Source organism: Nocardia sp. NPDC047038 (genome assembly GCF_040644075.1).
Taxonomy (GTDB): domain Bacteria; phylum Actinomycetota; class Actinomycetes; order Mycobacteriales; family Mycobacteriaceae; genus Nocardia; species Nocardia sichangensis.
This window is the reverse complement of record NZ_JBEYVQ010000002.1, coordinates 486,521-510,664: the sequence shown is the minus strand read 5'-3', so window position 1 is coordinate 510,664 and position 24,144 is coordinate 486,521. Positions and strand designations below refer to the sequence as shown.

Sequence of the window (24,144 nt, the reverse complement as noted above, 5' to 3'; positions counted from 1 at the left end):
CCGCCGTCAGGCGACGATGTTCACCAGGCGCCCCGGCACCACGATCAGCTTGCGCGGCGCCTTCCCGTTGAGCAGCGCGTCGATCTTCTCGTCGGCCAGCGCCGCCGCCTCGATCGCCGCGTTGTCCGCGTCGGCCGCCACCTGAATCCGGCTGCGCACCTTGCCGTTCACCTGGATCGGGTACTCCACCGACTCCTCGACCAGCAGCGCCGGATCGGCGACCGGGAACGGGCCGTGCGCCAGCGAGGCGGTGTGACCCAGGCGGTCCCACAGCTCCTCGGCGATGTGCGGGGCCAGCGGCGCCAGCATCAACACCAGCGGCTCCACCACCGAGCGCGGCGCGCCGTCCGGGTAGCTCTTGGTCAGGTGGTTGGTCAGCTCGATCAGCTTGGCGCCCGCCGTGTTGTCGCGCAGCGCGGCGAAATCCTCGTCCACGCCCGCGATCGTCTTGTGCAGCAGGCGCAACGTCTCCTCGCTCGCGGCGGCATCGGTGACCCGCACCGCGCCGGTCTCCTCGTTCACCACCAGACGCCAGGCGCGCTGCAGGAACCGGTGCGCGCCGACGACGTCCTTGGTCGCCCACGGGCGCGAGGTGTCCAGCGGACCCATCGCCATCTCGTAGAAGCGGAAGGTGTCCGCGCCGTACAGATCGCACATCTCGTCCGGGGAGATGGCGTTCTTCAGTGACTTGCCGATCTTGCCGTACTCCTGGCGCACCTCGATCTCGGCGCCGGTGGGGTCGGTCCAGAAGAACTTGCCGTCGCGCTCGACCACCTCGGCGGCGGGCACGTACGCGCCGCGCTCGTCGGTGTAGGCGTGCGCCTGGATGTAGCCCTGGTTGAACAGCCGCCGGTACGGCTCGCTCGCGGACACGTCACCCAGATCGAACAGCACCTTCTGCCAGAAGCGGGCGTACAGCAGGTGCAGAACCGCGTGCTCGACGCCGCCGACGTACAGGTCGACGCCGCCCGGGTCGTTCGGCCCGCCGACGTCGGCGCGCGGGCCCAGCCAGTACGCCTCGTTCTCCTTGGCGCAGAACGTCTCGGTGTTCGTCGGGTCGGCGTAGCGGATCTCGTACCAGGAACTGCCCGCCCACTGCGGCATGACATTGGTGTCGCGGCGGTAGCGCTTCAGCCCGTCGCCGAGATCCAGTTCGACTTCCACCCAGTCGGTCGCCTTGGCCAGCGGCGGGGAGGGTTCGGAGTTCGCGTCGTCCGGATCGAAGGTCACCGGGGCGAAATCGTCCAGCTCCGGCAGCACCACCGGCAGCATGGATTCCGGCAGCGCGTGGGGTGCGCCCTGCTCGTCGTACACGATCGGGAACGGCTCGCCCCAATAGCGCTGGCGCGCGAACAACCAGTCGCGCAGCTTGTATTGGATGGTGCCCTTGCCGTGTCCGTCGGCCTCGAGCCGGGCGATCATCGCCGCTTTGGCCTCCTCGACGGACAGGCCGTCGAGGTAATCGGAGTTCACCAGCGCGCCTTCGCCCGCGTGGGCGCCCTGCTCCAGGTCGCCGCCGCTGATCACCTCGATGATCGGCAGCCCGAGGACGGACGCGAATTCCCAGTCGCGGTGGTCGTGCCCGGGAACGGCCATGATGGCGCCGGTGCCGTAGCCGCTGAGCACGTAGTCGGCGATGAAGATCGGCACGGCCGCGCCGTTGGCCGGGTTGATCGCGTGATTGCCCAGGAAGACGCCGGTCTTCTCCTTGTTCTCCTGACGCTCCAAATCCGACTTGGCCGCGATCGACTTGCGGTAGGCCGCCACGGCTTCGGCCGGTGTGGCGGCGCCCTCGTTGGTCCACCTGGGGTCGGTGCCCGCAGGCCACGCGGCGGCGGTCAGCTTGTCGACCAGCTCGTGTTCCGGCGCGAGCACCACATAGGTGGCGCCGAACAAGGTGTCGGGGCGGGTGGTGAAGACCTCGATCTGCTCCCCGTCGGCGTCGAACTTCACCTGCGCGCCCCGGGATCGTCCGATCCAGTTGCGCTGCATGGCCTTGACGTTCTCCGGCCAGTCCAGCCGGTCCAGGTCGTCGACCAGGCGATCGGAGTAGGCGGTGATGCGCATCATCCACTGCCGCAAGTGCTTACGGAACACCGGGAAGTTGCCGCGCTCGCTGCGGCCGTCGGCGGTGACCTCCTCGTTCGCCAGCACGGTACCCAGGCCAGGGCACCAGTTGACCATCGAATCGGTCTGGTACACCAGGCGATACGAGTCCAGCAGCGCGCCGCGCTCGGCGGGCGGCATCGTGTCCCAGGACTTGCCGTCCGGAACGGCCCGCACGCCGGAGGCGAACTCGGCCGCCAGCTCGGCGATCGGGCGGGCCCGGTTCAGCTCCGTGTCGTACCAAGCGTTGTAGATCCGCAGGAAGATCCACTGTGTCCAGCGGTAGTACTCCGGATCGGTGGTCGCGAACGAGCGACGCCGGTCGTGGCCGAGCCCGAGGCGGTCCAGCTGACGCTGCATGGTGGCGATGTTCGACTCGGTGGTGTCGCGCGGGTGCGCGCCGGTCTGCACCGCGTACTGCTCGGCGGGCAGGCCGAACGCGTCGTAGCCGAGGGCGTGCAGCACGTTGCGCCCGTGCATGCGGTGGTAGCGGGCGAAGACGTCCGTGGCGATGTAGCCGAGCGGATGCCCGACGTGCAGGCCCGCGCCCGACGGGTACGGGAACATGTCCTGGATGAACAGCTTGTCGGCCGGTGTCGGACCGGCCAGCGGTCCCACCGGGTTCGGCGCGTGGAAGGTTCCGCGTTCGTCCCACGTCCGCTGCCACCGGCTCTCGATGCGGCCGGCAAGCTCCGCGTTGTACCGGTGCTCAGGTACATCGCTTTCGGTTGCACGTGTGTCTTGCACGGTCCTGCCTTCTTGTGGTCGCCGATCCCCGACAAACTTCGTCTATCAGGGTAGAACGTCGCATCGGCAGGACCGAAAATCGGGCTGGCCTGCGGTTGCGGCCGGGTTCGCCGGACGAGGCGCCCGTCGGCGGGCGCGGAGCACCGATGCGCTAGCCTGCATGGGTGTTCGTCGTCGCTCTCGTCCTGTTCGTGCTGGCTGTCGTGGCCGTCACAACCGGAGCACTCGGGCTGACCGGCCGGTTGCCCCGGAATCGTTTCTTCGGTGTCCACACCGAGGCCGCGCTGTCCACGGACGAGACGTTCCGCGTCGCCAACCGGGTCGCCGCTCCCACCTCGATCGCGGCCGGGGCGCTGCTGTTCGCCGGTGGTCTCGTCGGGCTGGCCGCGGGCGGCTTCGTCGCGCTGGCCGTCGCGGCCTGCGCTGCCGTCGTCGCCCTGTTCACCCTCGGCGCCGGTGCGAACGCCGCCGCGCAGGCGGCCGAAGCCATCGCCCCGCCGCCGCAGACCGGTGGTTGCGGCAACTCCTGCGGCGCCTGCTCGCTCCGCGACGCCTGCCAGCCCGCGAGCTGAGGCCGCTCACCCCGCGTCCGCGCACTGCGCGATGTCTGTCGGCCATGAGTCGAGGCCGATGGCCCGTGTCCGCCCACTCCGCGACGCCTGCCGATCCGCGAGCTGAGGCCCATCACCCCGCGTCGGCGCACTCCGGCGGCGGGACGCTGCGGGACAACGGACTGTCGACCGGCGTGAAGTAGAGCACACACAGCAATACCGGCACCGTTCCGAGATTGCGCGCCACGTGCGGGTAGCGCGGCCCGCTCGGTTCCCGGAAGATCCGCGGGCGCCGGTAGGTGACCGGCGCGCAGTCCGCACCGGGATGATCCAGCGTCCCCCGCGCGACCAGCACGAACAATGTCCCGTCGTGGTAGTGCCACCCGCTGCTGCCACCCGGCTCGATGAGCGTCTGGCGCAGCACGACCGCCCACCGTCCCAGAGCCAACCGGAACAGGACCCTACTGGCCGTCCCATGAGCGGGCGCCGCGTTCACCTCGAAATCGGACCACACGCTTCGATCGAACCACTCTCCGCGCCGGGTCCACTCGATCCGGCCGAGACAGGTACGCCGCGCTCGGCGATCCGATGCGGGGCGACATCAGCAACGACCGGTCTCCGGACTGCGAACCGCAAGCGGGACGCGAACGCACATGCTTCCCGCATGGCGGCGTGCGCAGCACGACCGCTCTGTGTAGAAACTCCGATCAGGTCGTCACGCGCGGTGGATCGGCGGTCAGGGCCTGGAGTACCGCGTCGTCGGACGCCGGGTCGCCGACGGCGATGCGGGCGCTGCCGTCGGCGTAGGACTTCGCGGCTATGCCCGCGCGCCGCAGCGCCGTGTTCGCACCAGGGCCGGGTACGTACAGGAAGTTCGCGTGGCTTTCCGGTATCGCGAATCCATGAGCCAGTAGTGCGCTGCGGAGTGCGTCGCGTCTTTCGGCGATGCGCAGGGTGCGCGCGGCGAGTTCGGGTGCGGCGGCGTACGAGGCGGCGACCGCGGCCACCGCCGCCGCGCCCATCCCGAAGGGCAATTGCAGTGTGCCGATTCGCGCGATCAACTCGGTCCGGCCGAAGGCGTAGCCGATACGCAGCCCGGCCAAGCCGTACGCCTTCGAAAAGGTACGTAACACAACAAGGTTGGGATGCTTCGCGATCAGCGCCCGCGGGTCGACGTATGCGGTGGCGCCGAGGAATTCGACGTACGCCTCGTCCAGAACGACCGGGACCCGGCTGGGAACGTCGGACAGGAATGCCTTCAGCTCGTCGGCCGGGATGACCGTTCCGGTGGGATTGTGCGGACGGCACACCACGATCAGCGCGGTGCGACGGTCGACGGCCCGCCGCATCGCCCGCAGATCCTGGTTCCCCGCCGAATCCAGCGGCACCGGCACCGCGGTGACGCCGGCCATCTCGGCCATGATCGGATACCCGTCGAACGTCGGTGCGCTGTAGACGATCTCGTCTCCCGGCGTGGTCAGGGTCTGCAAGATCTGCAGTGCCACGCCGGTCGCCCCCGACCCGACCACCACTTGGTCCGCCCCTACACCGAGGTGCTGGGCGATCAGCGTCGGCAGGCGGCGCGGCAGGAACTCCGGGTATCGATTGGCCTGAGCCAGCGTCATGTGCACGGCTCGCAACACCGAAGGCAGCGGCGGGAACGGATTCTCGCTCAGAGCGAGGTCGAAGCGGGGTGGCACCCGGTGCGTCCGATACCGGTGCGACGGCCGGGTGCCGTCGACGACGCGCACGCTCATCGCGCGGCTCCCCAGCGGACGGCGGCCGCGCCCGCGAAGTCGCCCGCGTGCGCGAACGCCGACATCAGGACCAGCGATCCGTTGCGCAGCCGTCCCGCCCGGTTCTCCACGTCCAGGGTCACCGGGATGCCGGCGGCGAACAGGTTTCCGCAGGAATCGAAGGTGTCGGGGTGACGGTGCGGCGGGAGCTCCAGCGCGTCGTGCCAGTTGCGCAGGAACAGCCGGTTCGGCTGGTTGGTGACGAACGTGTCGACGTCGCGTCCCCGCACGCCGATCCGATCGCACACCGCCAGGGCGACTTCCGGAACGAGCCGATTGCCCCTGGCGAACACCTTGGTGATCTTGGACTCGGTGAAGCTGACGCAGCCCTGGCCCTCGCCCGGCTCCCAGTACTTGCGCTCGCCGTTGGTGGAGAAGTCCATGTCGCCGGCGAATTCGGGATAGGTCCGGCATTCGATGTCGAGAATCGGCGCGCTGTCGTCCTTGCGGAGCAGTCCGACACCGCAGCCGTCGCCGGGCACCGGAGCCTGCGCCAGCTTGCGGATATCGGTCTGGGTGAACACCGGTCCCGCGCAGTTCTGGGTCGCCGCGATCAGCGCGGTGCGGGCGGGCGTGGTCTGCAGGATCATCCGAGCCATCGCCATCATGTGCACGAACGCCGCACACCCGCCGTTGTGCACGTCGTAGACGTACGAGGGACGGATGCCGAGCCGTCGCGCCACCTCGGGCCCGCAGCCGAGCACCGGATTGTCCGGCAGTTGGGTGTGCGTGATCAAGACGTCGACCTCGGCGATCGCGTCGGCGCCGTTGCGTTCGATCAGCGGTGCGACGGCGCGCTCGACCATGTCCACCGCGGTCTCGTCGCGCGCGACGTGGTGGCGGCCCTTGGGCGAGCGGAACATGACGTTCTTCGCCATCCGGTCCGAGCGCGAGAATTGGGTGAAGTACTCGGTGCCGACCGGCTCGCCCGGTAGGTACGAGGCCACGTCGACGAGACTGACCTCAGGGAGATGTTGTTGCGTGGTGGTCACTCGAGCCTCACTTCATCCAGTCGGGCTTGATCGGCAGGCCGTGCGCGGCCCGGTACTCGCAGATGGCTTTGAGGTTGTCCATCTCCAGCTGATGCCCCGCCGAGAACATCTCCCAGAAGTCGCCGACCCACACCGGCCGGTTCGGGGGAGCGGACTCCGGGTACGGGTTGTCGTCGTAGAAGGGGTGCTTGCAGTTGACCCACAACACCACCGAACCCGGCTTGTGGAACACCAATTGCGCGTCGACCACGCGCAGCAGGTAGATCATCCACAGGTGTTGTCCCTGGTCCCAGGCACAGTGGTAGTCGACGGTCATGGCGTCGGGGTTGGCGACGGTGCGGGTGAAGATCTCGGTCTCCGAGCCCAGCCGGTCATAGGCCAGCCAGAGTCCGGGTTCGTCGGTCTCCACGAACCCGCGCAGGCTGTAGGTCCACTCCTCCAGCGACCTGGTGTCGGCGAGGTATTCGTAGACCTCGCGCGGCGGCGCGTCGATGTACGCCTGCACCGGACAGTATTCGCCGAAGATCTGCTCGTGCGGATACACCGACCGCAGCATGTCCATGATGATCGGCGTGGTCGCGTCTTTGTCGGAGTTCTCGATGCGGAGCACGCCGGGCACGGCCTGTTCCGGGATATCGCTGAGGGCGGGGAGGGAACTGGTGGTCACGGTGATACTCCTTCGGGTAGGCGTCGGCGGGCGCCGCCGCGTGGGGTTCATCGAAGATCGCGGGATTGCTCCACGGCGTTAATGAAGGGCAGGAACGGAGGAATCTCATCGGGATCGCATTCGATCGAAAGGAACGACGGCCCTTCGGTTTCCAGGCAGCGACGCAGTGTGGCGGCGAGCTCGCCGACGGTGCGCACCGAGAACGCGGGCAGGCCGGGGAACATCGCGGCGATGCCCGCGCCGAGGTCGGCCGGGCGGAATCGGTTGAAGCTGTAGCGGTCCTGGTAATACAGCTGCTCCCTGGTCACGCACATGGCGTGCGCGTTGTTGTTCAACACGACGAAGGTGACCGGAAGGGCGTGCTCGATCGCGGTGTGCAACTCCATGCCGTGCATGTAGAACGAGCCGTCACCCGCGATGACCACCGTCCGCCGGACACCGTCGGTCCGCGCGTGCCGCGCGAACGCGGACCCGATGCCCGCGCCGAAGGCGTAACCCATTCCGCCCATCCCGAGGGCGACCACGAACCGCCCGTCCCGCGGCACCCTGAGGTGGTGCACGACCGACGCGCCGGTGTTGCCCGCGTCGGCGAACACGTCGGTGCCCTCCGGCAATGCGGCATCGATCGTCTCGACCACATCCCGGTACCGCAGACCGGGGCCCGAGGAGTCGGGCACCCGCAGCGAAGTCAGCGGTTGCGTCGCGTGCACGCGTTCGGATCCGGTACTGCCGTCGTCCAATTCGTCGGCGAGCTCGGCGAGTGTTCGCGACAGATCGGTACTGGTCGCATGGATGGCGGGCAGATACGGTGGCGCCACGCCGATGCTCGCGACCGTTCGCTCGGCGAGCGCGGCCTCCGAGCCGGCGCGGGTGGTGACCGGCAATCGGGTGCCGACCAGCAAGCACAGGGCCGAGGACCGGATGGCCGCCGCCAGTTCCGGGTGCCCCATGGTGCCCGCGACGCCGCAGAAGGCCGGATCGGCGTTGTCGTAGACGTCCTTCGCGTCCGGCGCGACGCCCACCGCGGCGTCCAGGGCGGTGGCGAGGCGGGCAAGCTCGTCGCGCGCGTCGTCGCGCGCGACCTGATCACCCGCGATGATCACGATCTTCCCGGTGTGCCGGGCCGTGGCGAGCGCGGCGCGAACACTAGCGAGTCCGGCCCGGTCGGACCGATGTGTCCTGGTGGCCGGACAGAGCGGCGCGATCGGGCCCGCGTCGGCCTGCTGCACGTCTTTGGGCAGCAGCAGCACCGCCGGGCCGCCCCGGCGGGCGGCCTGCACCGCTCTATCCAGCCGATCCGCCAGGTCGCCAGCGGTTTCCACCCGTGCGCAATAGGTGCTGACCGCGCCGAACAGACGGACCGCATCGATGGTGCCCGCGCGTCCGCTGGTGTCCTGGAAGGCGCCGTTGCCCTCCAGCGCGGTCGGGGGCTGCCCGACCAGGGCGAGTACCGGTACCCGCGACGCGAACGATTCGGCCAGCCCGGCGACGAGATTCATCGCGCCGCCGCCGGATGTCGCTGCGACCACGCCCAATCCGCCTGTGCCACGGGCATATCCGTCGGCCATGGTCGCCGCGGAGAACTCGTGTTTCGCGACCACGCCGGTGACGTGGTCCGGCGCGTCGAAGATCGCGTCGTACAGGTCCTCGATATTGGCGCCGTCCACTCCGAAGATGTGTCGCACGCCCAACGCCGAAACCGCTTGCACCAGATGGTCCACGACTCGAGTCCGCATCCGCACTCCCTTCCGCTGACGAAATTTCGACTGCGTACACGAGTGATACGGACCTGGTCGCCGAACGGTTCAACGGCGGATCAGAAGATGTGCCGACCAACCTTGCGTGTACGTATACATCTACGTATAGTTGGGCCATGCCCAACAAGACGATCTACGTGGCCGACGACGACCTCCCGCTGTTCCAGCGCGCGCAGGAGTTGGTCGGCGGCAACCTCTCGGGGGCGGTGGTCACGGCGCTGCGCCGGTTCATCGAACTCGAGGAGGGGCGGCTGGAGGGCTATGACGAGATCGTGCTCAAGGTCGGTCGCGATGGTGTGCGACAAGTCCGCTTCTCCGGGACCCTGCTAGGGGAGTGGCACGAGGTGAACGATACGCGCATCGAGCACGTCCAGGTGTATCGCAGCCGCAAGGGCAAATTCGTGATGCACGCCCAATATTCGAACTGGGACGAGTATCCCGCCGAGGCGGGCACGAATTGGCTCAAGGACTGGCGAGACCCGAAAAGCTGGCGGCGTTTGCTCGGCGTCGGGCAGCAGGACTGGGGTGACTTCATCTTCGTCGTGGTGGATTCCCTCGACGAGTTGAAGGACCGACTGCCCGACAAGCTCTACCGGCGGGTGGTCGACGTGGCCGAAGGGCCGAAGATCGAGGACCTGGATATCTAACCGCCGCAACCGAATCGACTGACGCCGCGCCCCAAAAGGGGAGCGGTGTGGATAACACATGCCCATATGCGCATAGTGAAATGTATGTCAGAAAGGAAAGACCATGGTGAACGGCCATCGCGTGCCCGCCGTCTCGGTGCGCGGCCTGCGGAAATCGTGCGGCGAGCAAGTCGTGCTCGACGGGATAGACCTCACCGTCCCGGAGGGAACGGTCTTCTCGCTGCTCGGGCCGAACGGCGCGGGCAAGACCACCACCGTGCAGATCCTGACCACACTGATCCCTCCCGACGCGGGCGAAATCCGGGTGGGCGGCCATGATCTCACCGCCGAGCGCAAGCAGGTGCGCGCGCAGATCGGCGTGACCGGGCAGTTCTCGGCGGTCGACGAACTGCTCACCGGCCGGGAGAACCTGCTGCTGATGGGCGATCTGCATCATCTGTCCCGGCGGGACAACCGCAGGCTGGCGGCGGATCTGCTGGAGCGCTTCGACTTGGTCGACGCGGCGGACAAGACGGCGTCCACCTATTCCGGCGGCATGACCAGGCGCCTCGATCTGGCCATGACGCTGGTCGGCGATCCGCGCATCATCTTCCTCGACGAGCCGACCACCGGGCTCGATCCACGCAGCAGGCGCGCGATCTGGGACATCATCCGCGGGCTGGTCGACGATTACCGCGTCACAGTCTTCCTCACCACCCAGTATCTGGAGGAGGCCGACCAGCTCGCCGACCGCATCGCGGTGCTCGACCGGGGCAAGCTCGTCGCCGAAGGCACCGCGGCGGAGTTGAAGCGGCTGGTGCCGGGTGGCCACATCCGTCTGGAATTCGCCGATCGAGCCGCCTTGACCGCTGCGGCCGACGCGCTCGGCGCCGTGGCCCCGCCGCCGGACGACGACGAGGACCTCACCCTCGCGGTGCCCAGCGACGGCGGCGTGAAATCCCTGCGCGCCGTGCTGGACCGGCTCGACGACGAGCGAATCGAGGTCGAGGGCCTCGCCGTGCACACCCCCAACCTCGACGACGTCTTCCTCACCCTCACCGGCCACCCCACGACCGAAAAGGAACCCGTGCGATGAGCATGTCCTACGCCCTCGCCGACTCGGCGACCATGCTGCGGCGCAATCTCGTGCGTGCCAAGCGCTATCCGAGCATGACCTTCGGCGTCATCGTGATGCCGACGGTGCTGTTGCTGGTGTTCAACTTCGTCTTCGGTGGCGCGCTGGAGAAGTCGTCCGGCGGAAACTACATCGACTATCTCGCGCCGGGCATGCTGCTGATGATTCCGGCGTACATGACGGTCTCGGTCGCGGTGGCGGTCGCCACCGACACGACCAAGGGCATCGTGAACCGGTTCCGCACCATGGACATCGCGCAGTCGGCCATGCTGACCGGTCACGTGGTCGGCGCGCTGATCCAGGCGTTGATCGGCATCGCCGCGATGGCGGGCGTCGCACTGCTCATCGGCTTCCGCCCGAACGCGAACCCGGTCGAGTGGCTCGCCGTGTTCGCGCTGCTCGCGTCGGTGATGTTCGCGCTCACCTGGCTGTCGGTGGCGCTCGGCCTGCTCGCGCCGACCCCTGAGAGCGCCAGCAACTCGCCCTTTCCGCTGGTGATGCTGCCGTTCCTCGGCAGCGGCCTGGTCGCCACCGACACCATGCCCGCCGGGTTGCGTCAGTTCGCCGAATACCAGCCCTTCACGCCGTTCACCGAGACCATCCGTGGCCTGCTGATGGGCACCGAGATCGGCGCCAACGGGATCATCTCGCTCGCCTGGTGCGTCGGGCTCGCGGCGGTCGGGTACCTGTGGTCGTCCTCGATCTTCCGGCGGCAGACGCGCTGAACCGGTCGCCGACGCAGAGATCCCCCGCGGGCAGCGCCTGGCGGGGGATCGCTCGTCGCTCAGACCGTGCCGGTGAGCAGAACCTTTCCGGTATTCGCCGCGCGGATGTCGACCGAGCGGATCTGGTCGGGCGGGCCCTCGATGGTCTGATCGATGGTCAGCTCGGTGCCGGGGCTCGCGGGCCACTGGCCGAGCTGCTGCTGCAGACCGTTGATCCGGGTGGCGTACAGCACGAGATTCGGGTTATAGGGCAATGGCTCGCCGGGGGGATAGCTGCAGGTCATCACGAGTCGCGTCTGGTCACCCGCCGGGATGAGCTTGAAGCTCGCCGAGACCGGAGTCGGCTCGACCGGCGTCATCTGACGTTCGGCGAACGCCTGCTCGCTGGTGCCCGGCCCCGGCGCGTTGTGCGTTCCGGACACCGTGACCGCGATCGGAACCGCGATCGCCACCGCGGCCGCGGCCGAGGCCAGCGCGATGCCGACCGACGCCAACCCGCTGCGGCGGCGCCGCCGCTCGGCCGCGTCGGCCAACCGCGATGGCGGCGGGAACTCGGGCATCGGCGGAGGCGGTGGTTCCGGCGCGGCGTGCGCGGGCGGCTCGATCATCGTCGTCGCGATGTCGGCATCCACGAGGGCGAGCATGCCGGGCAAGCCCGCCAGCTCGGCCACGGACGCCCGACAGTCGGGGCAGCTCGAGAGATGGCTCTCGTACTGCAAACGCTCGTGGCGGGTCAGGGACCCGAGCACGTACGGGGCGTCCCACGTGCTGAAATCGTCGGTGATATCTGTCACTGGTTTGTCACCCCCATCTCCTGTAATGCCAGGCGCAATGCGCGCATGCCGTAGTGCATCCGGGACTTCACCGTGCCCGCGGGGACGTCGAGTTCCTCGGCGATCTGGTGGGTCGACAGTCCCCGGTAGTAGGCCCGCACGATCACCTCGCGATGATCGGCGCTGAGCCTGCCGAGCGCGTCGGCGACCAGCCAGCCGTCCAGCGCGCGGTCGGACTGGTCCGGGGTCGCCCGCTCGGGCGGGTTGTCGGTGCGGAACTCGCGCCTGCTGCGGGCGCTGCGGTGCTCATCCACGGCGAGATTGCGCGCCACGGTGAACAACCACGCCCGCGCCGACGTGGTGGACTGATCCAAGACGTTCGGGCGTTGCCATGCTCGCAGCAACGTTTCCTGCACGATGTCCTCTGCCCGTCCCGGGTCCCGAACCAGGCCGAGCGTGTACCGCCACAACGGGGTGGCGTGTTCGCGATAGAGAGCCCGCATCAATTCGGATTGATCGTCGGGCTGTCCCGTCTCGCCACGTTTCTTGCGCACAACTGGATACCTCTCCGCTCGAGTTGCGGGGCCGGTCGGTGGGCGCACCCGATGCGTCACCCATGCTTTCGCCGGTTCAGTTGTCGTGTCTCATGCCGTGTCTCCTTCGATCCTTTCGAGGAGTACACGTGCTCAGTTGCGTTCGAGTTCAATCGGGTGTGTCGCGAGCAGGGACAGCGGGAGCGGCTGGCGGCGCAGCACGTGCGCCCACAGGTCGGGGCGGCCGGTGCTGATCGGATCGGATGGCAGGGCCGATACCACGATCCAGTCGTCGTTCTCCAACTCGCCCTCCAGCTGCCCGAAGGTCCAGCCGGCGTAACCCGCGAAGATCCGGATGCCCTCGACCAGTGGGCCGACCCGCTCGGGGTCGGCGTCCAGGTCGACCAGCACGACGCGTCCGTCGATGCGGCGCAGCCCGGGGACACCATCGATCCGGGCGCCCACCCGGACCGTGCCCAGGCACAGCGCGGCGTCCCGTTTCACCGGGCCGCCGATGAACAGCGTGCGTGGGGCCGCGACCGCGTCGGTCCAGCGCGGCAGCACCTCGTGCACGGCCGTGTCGCTCGGGCGGTTCAGCACGACGCCGAGACTGCCCGCCTCGTTGTGCTCGATGATGTAGACGACGGTGCGCCGGAAGGTCGGCTCGACCAGTTCGGTGGCCGACACCAGCAGCGTCCCGGCACGAACCACCTGCTCACCGTGCCGGAAATCGCGTCGCCTGCGGTCGCCGTGCCCGCCGCGAGTCTTCCGATCGTCCGGGTCTTCTGCGCGTGCCACTCCGACATCATCGCAGCTGTTCGCCCACAATGCGCCTTCTGCGGCCCACTTGTGTGTTCCGGATTTGCCGAACGGGTCGCGGACCGGGCGTCGGACGTCACGTTGCGCCACCGCCGCCACATCGTAGAGTCCACGTCATGGAATTGCCCGAGGTGCGCCTCGAGAACAACGACGCCGTGTACGACTTCTATCGCGAGCACCGTCAGAACCGTCTGAAGGCATGGGGTGCGTACGCCATTCTCGGCCGCCGCTACCATCCGCGCGTCACCTACGCCGAGGGCGCGCGCGAAGCGCTCCGCACGGTGATCAGGCAGAACAGGCCGCTGCTGATCGCGATCAACCACCTTTCCGAGAGCGATCCGTACACCGTGGCGGCGGCCGCGTGGCGCAGCGGACTACGCCGGGTGATCGGCCGGGTGCGCGTGCTGGCCAAGGACGAACTGTTCGCCGACCCCGATCAGCGGCGCAAGATCGACATGATGGGCGGCATCCCGGTGTTCCGCGGCAAGGACCACGGCATTCGCGCGGTGAACGCCGCGGGACAACTCATGATGGACGTCTGCGCGGAGCGGATGGCCCGTGGCGACGGCATCGCAGTGTTCCCCGAGGGCACCTGCAACGACGTGGACCCCTCCCGCGTGCAGGCGGTGGGCAGCGGCATCGGGCACATCGCCTTCCGGGCGATGAAACTCGGCGCCGAGCCCGTGCTGGTGTCCATGGCGCTGAGCTACGGTCCGCGCACGGACCCGGCGGTGCAGCCGACGAAGGAGGAGGCCAAGGGAGCCAGCTTCTACTTCAATGTCCCTGTGCTCGATTTGCCGCCCCGGCCCGGCGACATCGCCCGGCTGGTGCGCACCGATCTGCAGCAGGCGCTCGACGGCGCTGTCGCGGCCTACTGAGGCAGGTTCAGCCGGTCGCGCGCCCAGTGCGGCACCATCACCAGGTATTCGGGGCGGGTCTCGATGAAATGGTGGACCGCCCGGCACATGGGCAGCGCGCCGAGCTTGTCGTCGCGAGTGCTGTCGAGCGCGGTCTCGATCAACAGCCGCGCATAGCCCTGCCCCTCGTAGCGCGGATAGATCTCGGTGTGCACGAACGCGCGCTCGGAGGCCGTGTCCTGGTATTCGGCGTAGCCGGCGATCGCACCGTCGACGTAGATCTCGAAACGTTCCAGTGCGGTGTTGTTGCTGACCTCGGTCGACATGGCTCGACGCTACTCTGTGCGCCGGTGTCCCGGTAAATCACGCACGCGGCGGGGCGGAATCCCGCCACCGACTTGTCTGTCCGGGCGGGCCTGCGCAGAATGCTCTTGGTCGGGTCCGTCGTCGCGCGCGAGCGGGCAGGCTCGGGGAGGTACCGGAATATGTTGAGGACACCGCGGGTTTCGCGGATCGCGGCCGCCGTCGTCGCCGTGGGTCTGCTCGGTGGATCGATCGTCGCGGGCGTGGCGGACGCCGCGCCGGGTGTCGCGTTCGGCAAGTGCCCCGAGGGTTCCGTGCCCGCCGATCGGGGCGTGCAGTGCGCCGTCGTGAGCGTGCCGATGAACTACGCCGACCCGGATGGCGCGAAGATCGAGCTGACGGTCAGCCGCATCGCGGCTACCGGCGAGCGGGAAGGTGTGCTGTTCGCCAATCCCGGTGGGCCGGGCGCGGATGCGCTGGACTATTGGGCGCGCCGGTTGGACGTGTTCCCCGCCGCGCTGGCCGAGCATTACGACCGGATCGCCGTCCAGCCGCGCGGACTGCGTTGGGCGACACCGCTGCAATGCGGCACGAGCGCGAAGAACGGGGAGGGGCAGCAGGTCTCGCTCGGCGGCGGCAACCGCGACGAGATCAAGAAAGCCTGTGACGCGGCGCAGCCCGGCTACCTGGACACCATTACCACCGAGAGCACCGCGCGCGACCTCGACGCCGTGCGTTCCGCGTTCGGCTTCGAACGGATCGACTACCTCGGCACGTCCTACGGCACCTACCTCGGGGCGGTGTACGCGGCACTGTTCGGCGACCACGTGGACCGGATGATCCTGGACTCCAACGTCAATCCGGACTGGGTGTGGACCGAGGAGTTCGCCCAGCAGCAGGTCGCGGGCAAACAGCGCCTGGACGATCTGTTCGCCTGGATCGCCGACCACGACGGCGAATACCACCTCGGCGACACGGCGTTGCAGGTCTACCGCACCTGGGTCCGGTTGGCGGCAGGCCAGGGCGGCGGTTGGTACGCCAACCTGACACCGCCGCCAGCGAGCATCGCCGACCTGCCCGGCGTGCTGCCGGAGCCGTTGGCGGAGATCGCACGGGACGGCTACACCGGCAGCGTAGAGCAACTCGGCAAACTGCAGAATCTGTTGCGCACCTTGGTGAGCGGCGGCGTATCCGCGCAGGTTCCGTTGCTCGGCGCCACCACCGTGGCCACCTATACCCGCACCTTCTGGCCCACCTTCGCCCGCGCGATGGCCGACGCCGCTGCCGACCCGGCGAACGTGCAGCGGTTGCGGGCCATCGAGGGCGCGACTTCGACCGACCCCACCGGGCGGTTCGTGTTCAGTGCGATCACCTGCAACGAGAACGCCGTGGCAGGCAGGCCGGAACTGCTCGGCGCGGCGGCAGGCACCATCGCCTCCGGCGGCAACGCCATGGACGCGCGCGCCGACCTGGTGCGCTCGGGGATGGCCTGTGGTTCCTGGAAACCCGTGACGAAACCGGTGCCGATCACGGGCGCCGGGCTGCGCACCCCGCCCCTGGTACTGCAGAGCCGCCACGACGCGCTGACCAAGTACGAAGGCGGCCCGGCCATGGCCACGGCGCTGGGCGGCGCGCTGGTCGTCGTGGACGGCGGCGACCACGGCACGTTCGGTCGCGGCAATCCGGCGGTGGACGAGGCCGTGCTCACCTACTTGCGCACCGGAAAGGTCGGCATCACACGGGCCGACGAGGCTCCGCTGCCCACACGCTGAAAGTCCGACCCCACGAAAGTGGTTCGTGACCGCTGTCCGACATCGCGAGCTGGGACTCATGGCGGCGTCAAAGCCCGGTCGGCGGCCTCGACTACGAATTCGCGGTCCGGCTCCGCCTCTCGCCAGGTAGGGCAACCCGCACTCGCTCCCGTGGCGGCCGAGCCTTTCGCCGGCGGCCGGTGGTCCTCACCACGGTCGCGAACTCGTCATCTCGATCGGGCCGACGTTGTCCTCGCCCGCTGTCGATCCGGCCTGCGGGGTCGATCGAAGCGCGGCAACCGCGTGCAGGTCCGGATGTTCGTTCCCTGTCGACGCCGGTGCGATTCACGTCGCGCAGTTCAGCGATATCCGCCGGTCAGGACACCGTTCACCGCTTTCGTGTGCGGAGTCCACGCTTGTCCGAGGTCGGCGAAGACGACGGCTGTGGCGGATGTGTCGTGGTGCGACCGGCCCGGTCGCGTCCGAGAATGTGGGGATGACACCCGCTGCGCGAGTCATCCTCGCTCCGGACAAGTTCAAGGGGTCGCTCGCCGCGCCCGAGGTGGCGGCGGCGCTGGCTGACGGTTTGCGGCGGAGCGCGCCGGAGACCGAGATCCGGCAGCTGCCGGTCGCAGACGGCGGTGACGGCACGGTCGAGGCGTTCGTCGCGGCTGGTTGGGCGCGGGTGGAGGTGACCGCTCCGGGGCCGACGGGGGTTCCGCGTCGCACATCCTATGCCCGGCACGGTGCGACCGCGGTCGTCGAACTGGCATCCGTGGTCGGACTGTCGATTTTGCCCGAGCGTCGACTGGACCCGTTGGGCGCGAGCACATACGGGCTCGGCGTCGTGCTGGCGCATGCCATGGAGCACGGCGCGACCGACATCGTGCTCGGTCTCGGTGGCAGCGCCTCCACCGACGGCGGCGCGGGCATGGTGCAGGCGCTCGGCGTCCGCGTGCTCGATGCCGACGCACGGGAATTGCCGCGCGGCGGAGCGGTCCTCACCCGTGCCGCGCGTCTCGACCGTTCCGGCTTGCACCCCGGCGTCGCGGAAACGACGTTCACGCTGGCTTGCGACGTCGACAATCCGCTACTCGGGCCCACCGGCGCGGCGGCGGTGTACGGGCCGCAGAAGGGCGCAGGGCCCGCCGAGGTCGATGTCCTCGAATCCGCTCTCGGCACTTGGGCGCAACTCGTCGGCCCGGAGTTCGCGCGGCTGCCCGGCGCGGGCGCGGCGGGCGGTACCGGTTTCGGCGCGCTCGCCGTGCTGGGCGCGCGGGTCCGCAGCGGCATCGAGGTCGTGCTCGAACTGCTCGATTTCCCCGCCCTGCTCGCTACCGCCACCCTCGTGGTGACCGGTGAGGGATCGCTCGATCGGCAGAGCTTGCACGGCAAAGCGCCGGTCGGCGTGTGCGCGGCCGCGCGTAAGGCCGACGTCCCGGTGATAGCCGTGGCGGGCCGCACGCTGCTCACGCCCGACGAGATCCGGGCCGCGGGCTTCGCGGACTGTTACGCGCTCGCCGCTCTGGAACCCGACCCGGAACGGTCGATGGCCGAGGCGGCGTCGCTGCTCCGACGCGTCGGCGCGCGGATCGCCGCCGACCGGCTGGATTAGCTCGCCGACGCCAGCGTGCTCGCGGCCAGTTGGTGCTTGTGCCGTTCGCCCCATTCCTCGAGCGGGCGCAGTGCCGCGGCCAACTCCTCGCCGAGCGGCGTGAGCGAGTACTCCACCCGGGGCGGGACCTCGGGATAGACCTCGCGGTGCACCACACCGCTGGCCTCGAGCTGACGCAGGTTCTCGGCGAGCACCTTCTCACTGACTCCGTCGAGCAGTTTGCGGATCTGGCCGAAGCGCTGGGGGCCGATGCCGAGGACCCACATCAGGTGCATCTTCCACTTGCCGCCCACGACATCGATCGCGACCGTCATGCCGCACACTTCGTGATCCGCGTCACTGCTCATGCCCACCGCGCTCCTCTGACCTCGTTTCGAACCTCGAGGTAAGCAACCGCACCTCCACGTTCGGTCTTCCCGACTCTACCTGCGGGAACGACGATGAATTCCGGCGCCGACGCAAGTAACCGACGAGAACCGAAGGGACACATCATGTCCGAACAGACCACCGCCCGCGCTGTCTCCGTCGTCGGCCTCGGGCCGATGGGGCAGGCGATGGTCCGGGCCTTCCTGGCCGCGGGCGTCGAGGTGACGGTGTGGAACCGCAGCCCCGAGAAGGTCGACGCCATGGTCGAAATCGGCGCGAAGCGCGCCGCGACCGTCGCCGCCGCCCTCGATGCCAACGAGGTCACCGTGCTCAGCCTGACCCACTACGCGGCGATGTACGACGTGCTCGGTCCGGCGACCGGCCACCTCGACGGCAAGGTGATCGCGAACCTGTCCTCCGATTCGCCGGAGCAGGCGCGAAAGGGCGCGGCGTGGGTCCGCTCGCACGGCGCGCAGTTCCTCTCCGGCGGCGTCATGTCGGCGGGGGACAACATCACGCATCCGGCGTCCTACATCTTCTACAGCGGCCCGCGTGCGGTGTTCGACGCCCACGCCGAGCTGCTGCGCCCCTTGAGCCCGCAGGAGTACCTCGGCGCGGACGACGGCCTGGCCCAGATCTTCTACCAGGGGCTGCTGACCATCTTCCATCCCTGGTTGCTCGCCTTCGACCAGGCCACGGCGATGATCGATCGGTCCGGTCACGACGTCGCCGCGTTCGTCCCGTTCGCGATCCGCTCGGCCGCCGCCTTCCCCTACTTCATGGAGGAGCACTCGGTCGCCAACAAGAACGGCGGCTGGGCGTCATTGGCCAGTCTGAAGATGATGGACGCGGGCGCGCAGCACGTTATCGACGCGAGCGAGGAAATCGGCGTCGACGCCGTCCTCTCGCACACCGCCCAGGGGCTGTGGCGCAAGGCCATCGCCGCCAGCGAGCGGGCCGGAACCCCCATTTCCACCTACGCCCTGCTGCGCGACCCCGCCTGACGTCGCGGAGTCGGCCGGGTCCTCGCACTGTCGACGCGAGGACCCGACGGGGCCTTCTGCTTCCCAGGGGTTGATATGCAGCCTTGTGGTTGCCTATGGTGTAAATAGGCAGCCGCAAGGCTGCATGTTGGAAAGGTGGGCGATGGACGAGGTGTTTCGGGCGCTGGCCGACCCGAGCAGGCGGCGGCTGCTGGACAGCCTGAATGCCCGCAACGGTCAGACGCTGCGGGAGTTGTGCGCGGGGCTGGCGATGGCCCGCCAGTCGGTGAGCAAGCATCTCGCGGTGCTGGAGGCGGCCAACCTCATCACGACCCGGCGCAGTGGCCGGGAAAAACTGCACTACCTCAATGCCGAGCCCATCAACGCCATCGCCGAACGCTGGATCGACCGGTACGACCGCGAGCGCGTGAACGCCCTCGCCGACCTGAAGAGAGCACTGGAGGAACAACCCATGGGCGACAACGCATTCGTCTACACGACCTACATCAAGACCACCGCCGAAAAGCTCTGGCAAGCGCTGACCGATCCGGCGTTCACCAACCGCTACTGGGGCGCGAGCTTCGACACGGACTGGCGTCCCGGATCGGAAATGACTTGGCACCAGCAGAACTGGAGCAGCAAGGATCCCGAACAAGTCGTGCTGGAGGCCGAACCGTACCGCCGCTTGTCCTACACCTGGCACACCTTCGACCCGGCCTTCGCCGAGACGTTCGACATGAATCCCGACGACGTCGCCGCCTGGTCCCGCGAGCCCCGCTCGAAAGTGACGTTCGAACTCGAGCCTCGGGGCGAGACCGTCAAGCTGACCGTCATCCACGACGGCTTCGAACCGAACAGCCGAGTCCTCGAAGGGATCACCACGGGCTGGCCCAGCATCCTCTCCAACCTCAAGACCCTCCTGGAAACCGGCGAACCTCTCCCGGCCCCGTAGGCCTCTCGGAAGCGCGAAGAGAGCAGTGCTCTTGACTTTGTCGCGCCCTTCGTGGAACACTTCTCTCTATAGAGAGCAGTGCTCACAATAAGGGAGTAGTCATGGACCTCAACACCCGCTATGTCGGCCCCGCCGGATTCGACGCGGTCTTCAACCGGATCGCCAACCTGCTGCCCAAGCTGGGCATCAGCGTGATGGGATCGCGGCTGCTCGCGGTGCGCGGGCGCAAGAGCGGGGAATGGCGCACGACGATGGTGAACCTGATGGTGCGCGAGGACGGCGAGCGCTTCCTCGTCGCGCCGCGCGGGCACACGCAGTGGGTGCGCAACCTGCGCGTGGCGGGCGGGGGCGAGTTGCGGCTCGGCCGCAAGGTCGAGGTGTTCGCCGCCACCGAGGTGCCCGATGCCGACAAGGTGCCCCTGCTGCGCCTCTACCTGCGGAAGTGGGGCTGGGAGGTCGGCAAGTTCTTCGAGGGCGTGACCAAGGACGCCACCGATGAGGAACTCGCCGCCATCGCGCCGGGGTTCCCGGTCTTCCAGCTGAAGTGAGCTCAGCGCGAGCGGGCCAGGAATTCGATGGCGGCGGCGTAACCCTGGATGCCCATTCCCGCGACCACGGCGGTCGCGATCGGAGAGATGTAGGAGTGGTGCCGGAACTCCTCGCGTGCGTGCACATTGCTGATGTGCACCTCGACGATCGGGAGTTCCGGGATCACCAGCGCGTCGCGGAGCGCCACCGAGGTGTGGGTGAGGCCGCCGGGGTTGATCACGATGCCCGACTCGGCGCCGCGCGCCTGGTGGATGCGATCGATCAGCGCGCCTTCGGAGTTGGACTGGAAGGCGACGATCTTCCGGTCGAACTTCGCCGCGGTCCGTTCGCACAACTCCACGACGTCCTCCAGCGTCGCCGACCCGTACACCTCCGGCTGCCTGGTGCCGAGCATGTTGAGGTTCGGGCCGTTGAGAACCAGGATCGGGCCCGGTGTCGCGTCCGCGGTCACAGCCATGCACGGCAAGATACCGCGTCACACCGCGCCGCCCGACCGGGCCCGACCGGCTACAGCCCCTGCGGGCCTTCCGAACGCAGGTCGTCGACCTTGCGCATGGCTTCGCGCAATTCCTCTAGCCACGTCTCCGCGTGCTTGCCCGCCAGTTTCACCGTCCAGGCGAGCGCGTCGGCGCGGGAACGGGCGACGCCGGCGTCGACCAAGGTGTCGAGCACCTTGCGTTCCGGCTGACGCAACCGGGTCATCACGGGCACGGCCAGGTGGGTGAACAGAATCCGTTCCCCGTCCACCGAGACACCCCAGGCCACATTGCGCCGGTAGCGGTGCTGCGCTTCGTTCGCGATCTGCATCCGGGCGGGCCGGGTGGACTCGCGGAACCGGGCGACCGCTCCCTCCTTGGTCGCGCGGGGTACGTCTTCGGTCGAGGCTTCGGAATCGTCGGCGTCCGGCTTCTTCTCCGGCTGCGGAATCGGCAGCTCACCGATGACGACGATCTCGTCCCGGTCGATCTCGATCACCGGCGGACCGGTGAACCAGTCATTTGGCAATCTTCCGGCGAACCAATCCGGTACGTCCGACGGGTCCGGCAGGTCGGCTTGCTGCCAACCGCCCGTTCGTCCGAAACCCCGGCCGCGGTGTGCGTTTCTCATGGCGGGTCACCTACTTACTGTGGTGCGTTGCTTTCAGTGATTACAAGATTACGTCGCAAACCACGCGGGGGAGTTGCGCTCAGTGCGAACAAGGGTCCGGTTGCTTCGCTCCGGACCCGTCGGGGTATTTATTGATACGAAACGTCGAGTCGGGTAGTAACCGCGCGACTTTTCGAGAAGGCCGGTACGGTAGCGGCGCCGGTTGCCGCCAACCGGCTGGACGATGATCATGAAAGGCCCCCCGAGATGCGTCATCCCGGGGCAGAATTGGGATGCTGAGCATGGGTAACGTCCGCGCTACGGAGGCATCGCGGTCTGGTCTTTTTCGGGTACGGTGGTCTTGTTACTGGAGTGACAAGAGTGAAGAGTGGGCGACATGGACGTGTGGGGATCCCGCCGCTTTCGTGTTCGCGGCGCAATGGCACTCATGGGGGTGGCGGCGCTCGCGCTCGGGATCGGGTCGTGCGGGATACACGAGAAGCAGAATGAAGCGGAAGCGGTCGTAGAGCGCTTCACGGACCTGCTCGACGATCAGGACTACACCAAGGCGGCAGACCTGACGTCGTACCCCATCGCGGCCACAGCAACTCTGAAGCAAATGTTCGAGGGGTTGCACGGCGCCAAGGTCGACTACCGCAAGACCCAGTTCATCGGCCTGGACGCGCAGTCGGCGATCTTCAGCATGGACGTCGAGTGGAGCTTCGGCGAGCGCAAGACCTGGAATTACAGTCTCGAGGGCAACGTGCGCAAGCTCGCCATCGGCTGGCGGATCTCCTGGGAGCCCGCGGTCGTGATGCCGCAGCTGGCGCACAACCGGACGGTGCGGCTGGTGCGCACCTATCCGACGCCGGCGCCGCGGGTCAACGACATCGCCGGTGAACCGCTGATGACCGAGCAGACCATCAACGTCGTCAAGCTCGATCCCGCCAAGATGCCCGACCCGGTCGCGTCGACCGACGCGCTGGCCAAGGCCATCGAGCCGGTCGCGCCGCTGATCACCGGGCCTGCGCTGATGCAGCAGCTGGCCACCTCGCAGGGCAAGCCGATCATCGCGGTGAACTTGCGCGAGGGGGACTTCGCGATCCTGGAGCCGCGGATGGCGCCGATACCCGGCGTGGTGATGGAGAAGCAGCCACGGCTGATCTCCGCCGACCGCCGGGTCTGGTCGCCGATGCTGGACGCGTTGCGCAAGGTGCAGCAGGAGAGTCAGGAAGCGCATTCCGGTTGGGGCGTGCAGCTGTTCGAGCAGGATGGGCGGTTCATCACGCAACTCGCCGGTCAGCAGGGTCCGCCGGGACCGGACATCGCGGGCACGATGGACCAGCGCTTGCAACGTGCCGCCGAGGACGCGGTGGTCAGCGTGCCCACGCAGGCCTCGATCGTGGCGATCCAGCCGTCCACGGGGGCGGTGGTGGCGGTCGCGCAGAACAGCCAGGCCAGTGAGCACGGCTCGGTGGCGTTCACCGGACTGTATCCGGTGGGCGGCAACATGGACCTGTTCCGCGCCGTCGCGGCGTCGGCGAAGAACAAGGCGCCGCAAGATGTCTCGGTGCAGGACGCGGCCGAGGCGGCGACCGCGCTCGGCGTCGGCATCGACTTCAAGGTGCCCGGCCTCGACGAGGTGACCGGTCGTCTGGCCATCGCGGGGCGCAGCGCCGAGCAGGTGCTCCAAGGCGGTGGTTCGGACGCCGTCCTGGCCAGCCCGTACGGCATGGCCATCGCCGCGGCCGCGATCGCGCGCGGGGCCGTGCCGCCGCCGATGATCGAGGCCGGACGCCCGAGCGCCACCGACGCCCGGCTCGACCCGCTGCCGCCGCAGACCGCCGACCGGCTGCGCGGCATGCTGCGCGACGCCACGAACGCCCCGGAACTGGCGAGCGTGCGCCGCTACCGCGACGTCGCCGCGTTCGCCGCGACCGCGGGTCCGGACGGGTGGCTGATCGGGTCGATGGGCGATCTGGTCTTCGCGATCCACATCAACGACGTGGACAGCAAGGACGCGACCGCGCGGATGGCGGCCAGAATGTTGCAGGCGCTGGCGACTCCGGAGCCGTGATCACCGCACGGCTTTGTACACCGCGCGCCAGCCGAGCAGGAACACCGCGAGCACCACACCGGCGACCAGCACGAAACTGACCGCTGTGCCCTGACCGCTGACCACGCGCAGCAGCATGCCCCCGACCAAGGTGCACGCCCAGATCACGACTCCGGCGGGCCACAGCGGGGTGATGTCGAAGCGCGCATCGCCCGCGGCGGCGCGCCACCGGAGCGCCACGACCAGCCAGCCGACGACCAATCCCGTCGCGAACGGCCACACGGTGCGCAGCAGCCCGGCGAGCACCGCTTCGTCGTGGCTGCGCCTGCCGATCGCGCAGAAGACGACGACGAGCAGCGCATCGACCACGAAGGGCACCAGTTTCCTCACGCGGGCCAG

At 68.5% G+C, this 24,144-nt stretch carries 25 protein-coding genes; 11 read left to right on the top strand and 14 right to left on the bottom strand.

All coding sequences use genetic code 11. The features are described 5' to 3' along the window. Positions 1-6 precede the first annotated feature (6 nt). A complete protein-coding gene (leuS, locus tag ABZ824_RS10575) occupies positions 7-2,853 on the bottom strand; it encodes a leucine--tRNA ligase (protein ID WP_356963021.1) in 2,847 nt (948 codons plus the stop codon). 164 nt (positions 2,854-3,017) lie between these two features. On the opposite strand from leuS, the gene ABZ824_RS10570 reads away from it, so the two are divergent. Further along, entirely contained in the window at positions 3,018-3,425 is a 408-nt protein-coding gene (locus ABZ824_RS10570) for an SdpI family protein (protein ID WP_356963019.1), read from the top strand. Positions 3,426-3,537: 112 nt separating this feature from the next. On the opposite strand, the gene ABZ824_RS10565 is transcribed toward ABZ824_RS10570, so the two are convergent. The 5 genes from ABZ824_RS10565 to ABZ824_RS10545 all read right to left on the bottom strand — a co-directional run bounded on the left by ABZ824_RS10565 (position 3,538) and on the right by ABZ824_RS10545 (position 8,595). After that, on the bottom strand, positions 3,538-3,918 hold the full coding sequence (locus ABZ824_RS10565; protein WP_356963017.1) for a hypothetical protein: 381 nt from the start codon (positions 3,916-3,918) through the stop codon (positions 3,538-3,540). 193 nt (positions 3,919-4,111) lie between these two features. Next, positions 4,112-5,161, bottom strand: a complete 1,050-nt coding sequence (locus tag ABZ824_RS10560; RefSeq protein ID WP_356963016.1) for an aminotransferase class I/II-fold pyridoxal phosphate-dependent enzyme — start codon at positions 5,159-5,161, stop codon at positions 4,112-4,114. Further along, a complete protein-coding gene (locus ABZ824_RS10555; protein WP_356963014.1) occupies positions 5,158-6,192 on the bottom strand; it encodes a 3-oxoacyl-[acyl-carrier-protein] synthase III C-terminal domain-containing protein in 1,035 nt (344 codons plus the stop codon). Before ABZ824_RS10555 ends, ABZ824_RS10560 begins: the two co-directional genes overlap by 4 nt. 7 nt (positions 6,193-6,199) lie before the next feature. After that, a complete protein-coding gene (locus tag ABZ824_RS10550) occupies positions 6,200-6,859 on the bottom strand; it encodes an SRPBCC family protein (RefSeq protein ID WP_355071286.1) in 660 nt (219 codons plus the stop codon). A gap of 47 nt (positions 6,860-6,906) precedes the next feature. Further along, positions 6,907-8,595, bottom strand: coding sequence for a thiamine pyrophosphate-binding protein (locus ABZ824_RS10545; protein ID WP_356963012.1), 1,689 nt, complete (start codon positions 8,593-8,595; stop codon positions 6,907-6,909). A 137-nt stretch (positions 8,596-8,732) separates the two neighbouring features. Here ABZ824_RS10545 and ABZ824_RS10540 point away from each other — a divergent pair, with 137 nt between their 5' ends. From ABZ824_RS10540 to ABZ824_RS10530, 3 genes are all read left to right on the top strand, one after another. Then, positions 8,733-9,263 carry an EXLDI protein gene (locus ABZ824_RS10540; protein ID WP_355071290.1) on the top strand — a complete coding sequence of 177 codons (531 nt, stop codon included), beginning with the start codon at positions 8,733-8,735 and terminating at the stop codon, positions 9,261-9,263. Positions 9,264-9,366: 103 nt separating this feature from the next. Then, a complete protein-coding gene (locus ABZ824_RS10535) occupies positions 9,367-10,338 on the top strand; it encodes an ATP-binding cassette domain-containing protein (RefSeq protein WP_356963011.1) in 972 nt (323 codons plus the stop codon). After that, positions 10,335-11,102: an ABC transporter permease gene (locus tag ABZ824_RS10530; RefSeq protein WP_355071293.1), complete on the top strand. Its 768-nt coding sequence runs from the start codon at positions 10,335-10,337 to the stop codon at positions 11,100-11,102. Before ABZ824_RS10535 ends, ABZ824_RS10530 begins: the two co-directional genes overlap by 4 nt. A gap of 59 nt (positions 11,103-11,161) precedes the next feature. On the opposite strand, the gene ABZ824_RS10525 is transcribed toward ABZ824_RS10530, so the two are convergent. The 3 genes from ABZ824_RS10525 to ABZ824_RS10515 all read right to left on the bottom strand — a co-directional run bounded on the left by ABZ824_RS10525 (position 11,162) and on the right by ABZ824_RS10515 (position 13,206). Continuing rightward, the gene (locus ABZ824_RS10525; RefSeq protein WP_356963009.1) at positions 11,162-11,896 is read right to left on the bottom strand and encodes a zf-HC2 domain-containing protein; all 735 of its coding nucleotides are present in this window, start codon (positions 11,894-11,896) and stop codon (positions 11,162-11,164) included. Then, positions 11,893-12,429, bottom strand: a complete 537-nt coding sequence (locus ABZ824_RS10520) for a sigma-70 family RNA polymerase sigma factor (protein ID WP_355071297.1) — start codon at positions 12,427-12,429, stop codon at positions 11,893-11,895. The genes ABZ824_RS10525 and ABZ824_RS10520 overlap by 4 nt, the downstream gene beginning before the upstream one ends. Positions 12,430-12,561: 132 nt before the next feature. Next, positions 12,562-13,206: a YqgE/AlgH family protein gene (locus tag ABZ824_RS10515; RefSeq protein ID WP_039803016.1), complete on the bottom strand. Its 645-nt coding sequence runs from the start codon at positions 13,204-13,206 to the stop codon at positions 12,562-12,564. A 137-nt stretch (positions 13,207-13,343) separates the two neighbouring features. On the opposite strand from ABZ824_RS10515, the gene ABZ824_RS10510 reads away from it, so the two are divergent. Next, a complete protein-coding gene (locus ABZ824_RS10510; protein ID WP_355071299.1) occupies positions 13,344-14,105 on the top strand; it encodes a 1-acyl-sn-glycerol-3-phosphate acyltransferase in 762 nt (253 codons plus the stop codon). On the opposite strand, the gene ABZ824_RS10505 is transcribed toward ABZ824_RS10510, so the two are convergent. Then, the gene (locus ABZ824_RS10505; RefSeq protein ID WP_355071301.1) at positions 14,099-14,410 is read right to left on the bottom strand and encodes a GNAT family N-acetyltransferase; all 312 of its coding nucleotides are present in this window, start codon (positions 14,408-14,410) and stop codon (positions 14,099-14,101) included. The two genes, ABZ824_RS10510 and ABZ824_RS10505, sit on opposite strands and share 7 nt — an antisense overlap. 159 nt (positions 14,411-14,569) lie before the next feature. Here ABZ824_RS10505 and ABZ824_RS10500 point away from each other — a divergent pair, with 159 nt between their 5' ends. Then, positions 14,570-16,159 (top strand): alpha/beta hydrolase, encoded by a 1,590-nt coding sequence (locus ABZ824_RS10500; RefSeq protein ID WP_356963006.1) that lies wholly within the window; start codon positions 14,570-14,572, stop codon positions 16,157-16,159. Positions 16,160-16,634: 475 nt separating this feature from the next. Next, a complete protein-coding gene (locus tag ABZ824_RS10495) occupies positions 16,635-17,753 on the top strand; it encodes a glycerate kinase (RefSeq protein WP_356963005.1) in 1,119 nt (372 codons plus the stop codon). On the opposite strand, the gene ABZ824_RS10490 is transcribed toward ABZ824_RS10495, so the two are convergent. Next, the gene (locus ABZ824_RS10490; RefSeq protein ID WP_355071306.1) at positions 17,750-18,106 is read right to left on the bottom strand and encodes a helix-turn-helix domain-containing protein; all 357 of its coding nucleotides are present in this window, start codon (positions 18,104-18,106) and stop codon (positions 17,750-17,752) included. The two genes, ABZ824_RS10495 and ABZ824_RS10490, sit on opposite strands and share 4 nt — an antisense overlap. 138 nt (positions 18,107-18,244) lie before the next feature. On the opposite strand from ABZ824_RS10490, the gene ABZ824_RS10485 reads away from it, so the two are divergent. The 3 genes from ABZ824_RS10485 (at position 18,245) to ABZ824_RS10475 (ending at position 20,602) form a co-directional block, all read left to right on the top strand. Beyond that, positions 18,245-19,123 carry an NAD(P)-binding domain-containing protein gene (locus ABZ824_RS10485; protein ID WP_355071308.1) on the top strand — a complete coding sequence of 293 codons (879 nt, stop codon included), beginning with the start codon at positions 18,245-18,247 and terminating at the stop codon, positions 19,121-19,123. Between the two features lie 142 nt (positions 19,124-19,265). Continuing rightward, positions 19,266-20,054, top strand: coding sequence for a metalloregulator ArsR/SmtB family transcription factor (locus ABZ824_RS10480; RefSeq protein WP_355072081.1), 789 nt, complete (start codon positions 19,266-19,268; stop codon positions 20,052-20,054). A 101-nt stretch (positions 20,055-20,155) separates the two neighbouring features. Continuing rightward, positions 20,156-20,602, top strand: coding sequence for a nitroreductase family deazaflavin-dependent oxidoreductase (locus tag ABZ824_RS10475; RefSeq protein WP_356963003.1), 447 nt, complete (start codon positions 20,156-20,158; stop codon positions 20,600-20,602). A gap of 2 nt (positions 20,603-20,604) precedes the next feature. On the opposite strand, the gene aroQ is transcribed toward ABZ824_RS10475, so the two are convergent. Beyond that, complete coding sequence (gene aroQ / locus ABZ824_RS10470; RefSeq protein ID WP_355071312.1) at positions 20,605-21,060, bottom strand: type II 3-dehydroquinate dehydratase; 456 nt, start codon at positions 21,058-21,060, stop codon at positions 20,605-20,607. 50 nt (positions 21,061-21,110) lie between these two features. Further along, entirely contained in the window at positions 21,111-21,710 is a 600-nt protein-coding gene (locus ABZ824_RS10465; RefSeq protein ID WP_355071314.1) for a hypothetical protein, read from the bottom strand. Between the two features lie 376 nt (positions 21,711-22,086). Here ABZ824_RS10465 and ABZ824_RS10460 point away from each other — a divergent pair, with 376 nt between their 5' ends. Continuing rightward, positions 22,087-23,766, top strand: a complete 1,680-nt coding sequence (locus tag ABZ824_RS10460) for an NTF2-like N-terminal transpeptidase domain-containing protein (RefSeq protein ID WP_355071315.1) — start codon at positions 22,087-22,089, stop codon at positions 23,764-23,766. Here ABZ824_RS10460 and ABZ824_RS10455 read toward each other — a convergent pair whose 3' ends face one another. After that, positions 23,767-24,135 carry a DUF3054 domain-containing protein gene (locus ABZ824_RS10455; RefSeq protein WP_356963000.1) on the bottom strand — a complete coding sequence of 123 codons (369 nt, stop codon included), beginning with the start codon at positions 24,133-24,135 and terminating at the stop codon, positions 23,767-23,769. Positions 24,136-24,144 lie beyond the last annotated feature (9 nt).

Bases quoted from the DNA above. Each gene is read 5' to 3' on its own strand.
- ABZ824_RS10560 (WP_356963016.1), bottom strand. From the start codon at position 5,161: ATGAGCGTGCGCGTCGTCGACGGCACCCGGCCGTCGCACCGGTATCGG.
- ABZ824_RS10480 (WP_355072081.1), top strand. From the start codon at position 19,266: ATGGACGAGGTGTTTCGGGCGCTGGCCGACCCGAGCAGGCGGCGGCTG.
- ABZ824_RS10535 (WP_356963011.1), top strand. From the start codon at position 9,367: ATGGTGAACGGCCATCGCGTGCCCGCCGTCTCGGTGCGCGGCCTGCGG.
- ABZ824_RS10495 (WP_356963005.1), top strand. From the start codon at position 16,635: ATGACACCCGCTGCGCGAGTCATCCTCGCTCCGGACAAGTTCAAGGGG.
- ABZ824_RS10510 (WP_355071299.1), top strand. From the start codon at position 13,344: ATGGAATTGCCCGAGGTGCGCCTCGAGAACAACGACGCCGTGTACGAC.
- ABZ824_RS10475 (WP_356963003.1), top strand. From the start codon at position 20,156: ATGGACCTCAACACCCGCTATGTCGGCCCCGCCGGATTCGACGCGGTC.
- ABZ824_RS10540 (WP_355071290.1), top strand. From the start codon at position 8,733: ATGCCCAACAAGACGATCTACGTGGCCGACGACGACCTCCCGCTGTTC.
- aroQ (WP_355071312.1), bottom strand. From the start codon at position 21,060: ATGGCTGTGACCGCGGACGCGACACCGGGCCCGATCCTGGTTCTCAAC.
- ABZ824_RS10485 (WP_355071308.1), top strand. From the start codon at position 18,245: ATGTCCGAACAGACCACCGCCCGCGCTGTCTCCGTCGTCGGCCTCGGG.
- ABZ824_RS10465 (WP_355071314.1), bottom strand. From the start codon at position 21,710: ATGAGAAACGCACACCGCGGCCGGGGTTTCGGACGAACGGGCGGTTGG.
- ABZ824_RS10505 (WP_355071301.1), bottom strand. From the start codon at position 14,410: ATGTCGACCGAGGTCAGCAACAACACCGCACTGGAACGTTTCGAGATC.
- ABZ824_RS10530 (WP_355071293.1), top strand. From the start codon at position 10,335: ATGAGCATGTCCTACGCCCTCGCCGACTCGGCGACCATGCTGCGGCGC.
- ABZ824_RS10500 (WP_356963006.1), top strand. From the start codon at position 14,570: ATGTTGAGGACACCGCGGGTTTCGCGGATCGCGGCCGCCGTCGTCGCC.
- ABZ824_RS10460 (WP_355071315.1), top strand. From the start codon at position 22,087: ATGGACGTGTGGGGATCCCGCCGCTTTCGTGTTCGCGGCGCAATGGCA.
- ABZ824_RS10545 (WP_356963012.1), bottom strand. From the start codon at position 8,595: ATGCGGACTCGAGTCGTGGACCATCTGGTGCAAGCGGTTTCGGCGTTG.